Source organism: Myxococcus vastator (assembly GCF_010894475.1).
GTDB lineage: Bacteria > Myxococcota > Myxococcia > Myxococcales > Myxococcaceae > Myxococcus > Myxococcus vastator.
The window spans coordinates 1-2,570 of sequence record NZ_JAAIYB010000725.1 but is presented as its reverse complement, the minus strand read 5'-3'; the positions used below and the strand labels follow the sequence as shown (position 1 = coordinate 2,570).

Genomic DNA, 2,570 nt, shown 5'->3' with positions numbered 1-2,570 from the left:
CCTGTACGTGGTGGGGGGAGCGGCGGGCGCGGTGGTGGCGCTGCTGTTCCTGCTGCTGGCGGACGGGATGCTCCAGGGGCAGAGCGTGGGCAAGCGCATCTTCGGCGTGAAGGTGATGCACCTGCCCACGCGCTCGGCGGCGCGGCACCGCGACAGCACCCTGCGCAACGCGCCGCTGGCGCTCATCGTGCTGCTGGGGATGATGCCCGCGCCGCATGGGACGGTGGCCGCGGCGGCGGGGCTGCTCGTCATCGGCGGCGTGGAGGCGTGGCGCGTGCTGAGGGATCCGCTGGGCTGGCGGCTGGGCGACACCTGGGCGCAGACGCAGGTGGTCGACGGGAAGGTTGTCGCGGGCGTAACCGTTGCAGCTCGCACGCCGGTCGCGCATGAGCGCGCCTCCGGAAGGCTCATGTCCGCGGCGAAGGTGCGCCGTGGACGCTCGTCGTTCAGGAAGCGAAGGGGGTACCCGTGCGCATCGCGCTGACCCACAACCTCAGGCTGTCTGATTTGGAAGAAGAGGCGGAGTTCGACACGCAGGAGACGGTCAACGCGCTCGCGGCGGCCATCGAGCGCATTGGCCACCGGCTGGAGCGCTTCGAGGTGAGCGGCCCGGCCTCGCGCACCGTGGCGCGGCTGGAGGCCTACAGCCCCGACCTCATCTTCAACACCGCCGAGGGGCGCCGGGGCCGCTTCCGCGAGGCCTTCTATCCGGCCCTCTTCGACGAGCTGGGCTTCCCGTACACGGGCTCGGACGCGTACGCGCTGGCGCTGACGCTGGACAAGCAGCTCACCAAGCTGGTGCTGTCCAAGCAGGGCATCCGCACGCCCGGCTGGCAGTACGTGGAGAAGCTCAGCGAGCTGTCCGCGGAGAACCTGCGCTTCCCCGTCATCGTGAAGCCCAACTTCGAGGGCTCCTCCAAGGGCATCACCCAGGACTCCATCGCGGAGACGCTGGACGAGGTGCGCGCCAAGGTGGCCGCCGCGCTGGAGAAGTACCCGTCCGGCGTGCTGGTGGAGGAGTACATCTCCGGCCGCGACCTCGCCGTGCCGTTCCTGGAGTCGGTGGACAACGACTACGACGGCGTGCTCACCCCGGTGGAGTACGTCATCGACCCGGCCGCCACGCAGGGCCGCAAGTACGCCATCTACGACTACGCGCTGAAGACGTCCCGGGAGGGCGCGGTCAGCGTGCGCGCCCCGGCGCAGATTCCGCCTCGCACGGCGGAGGACATCCGGCGGATGGCGCAGAAGGTGTACCAGGCGCTGGACTGCCGTGACTTGGGCCGCATCGACGTGCGCCTCAGTGACGCGGGCGTGCCGTACTTCCTGGAGATCAACGCGCTCCCCAGCCTGGAGCCGGGCGCGGGCATCTACGCGTCGGCGGAGCTGGACGGCCTGCACCTGGATGGGGTCATCAACTCCATCATTACGAGCGCGGCGAAGCGGTACAAAATCAAGGACTCGTCGCGCCGCCAGGGCAAGCCGGCGCGCAAGAGCGGTCCGCTGCGCGTGGGCTTCAGCTTCAACGTGAAGCGCGTGAAGCCCACGGCCACGGCGGAGGCGGTGGAGGACAGCGAGGCGGAGTACGACTCGCCGAACACGCTCCAGGCCATCCGCGAGGCGATTGCGTCGTGGGGCCACGAGGTCATCGACCTGGAGGCCACGGCCGAGCTGCCCTCGGTGCTGTCGAGCACGCCGCTGGACGTGGTGTTCAACATCGCGGAGGGCTTCAAGGGCCGCAACCGCGAGAGCCAGGTCCCGGCGCTGCTGGAGCTGCTGGACATCCCGTACACGGGCTCGGACCCGGCCACGCTGTCCATCGCCCTGGACAAGGGCCTGGCGAAGAAGATTGTCCGGCAGGCCGGCATCCTCACGCCCAACTTCCAGCTCATGGCGACGGGCAAGGAGCGCCTCAACAAGGAGTTCACCAGCTTCCCGCTCATCGTGAAGCCGGTGGCGGAGGGCAGCTCCAAGGGCGTCGTCACCAAGAGCGTCTGCCACAGCGAGGCGGAGCTGCGCGAGGTGGTGCGGGAGATTGCCGGCAAGTACCAGCAGCCCGCGCTCATCGAGGAGTACATCCGCGGCCGTGAGTTCACCGTGGGCCTGCTGGGCGAGCGGCGTCCCCGCGTCCTGCCGCCCATGGAGATCGTCTTCCTGGACCGGGAGGAGAAGAACCCCGTCTACAGCTTCCAGCACAAGCTCGATTGGACGGACCGCATCCGCTACGACGCGCCGGCGAAGCTGGAAGCCGCGCTGCTGGAGCGGCTGCGCACGGCGGCGCGCAGCTCGTTCATGGCGCTGGGGTGCCGCGACGTCGCGCGCATCGACTTCCGCATGGACGACAAGGGGCGCATCTACTTCATCGAGTGCAACCCGCTGCCGGGCCTCACGCCGGGCTGGAGCGACCTGGTGCTCATCGCCCAGGGCGCCGGCATGGACTACCGGGGGCTCATCGGCGAAATCATGGCCCCCGCCATCCGCCGCTACAAGGAGCGCGAGGCGCGCCGCGCCGCCAGCGAGCCCCCCGCTTCGGCGCTGCGCAAGAGCGTACCCCTGGAAGAGGGGACCCC

The 2,570-nt window shown here is 69.8% G+C and carries 2 protein-coding genes; both read left to right on the top strand.

All coding sequences use genetic code 11. The features are described from left to right. Window positions 1-484: RDD family protein (locus G4D87_RS36570; protein WP_163787413.1), on the top strand; the 484-nt coding region annotated here is incomplete at its 5' end. Then, window positions 469-2,570, top strand: a 2,102-nt coding sequence (locus G4D87_RS36565; RefSeq protein WP_163787412.1) for a D-alanine--D-alanine ligase family protein, incomplete at its 3' end; no start/stop codon positions are given. The genes G4D87_RS36570 and G4D87_RS36565, both read left to right, overlap by 16 nt.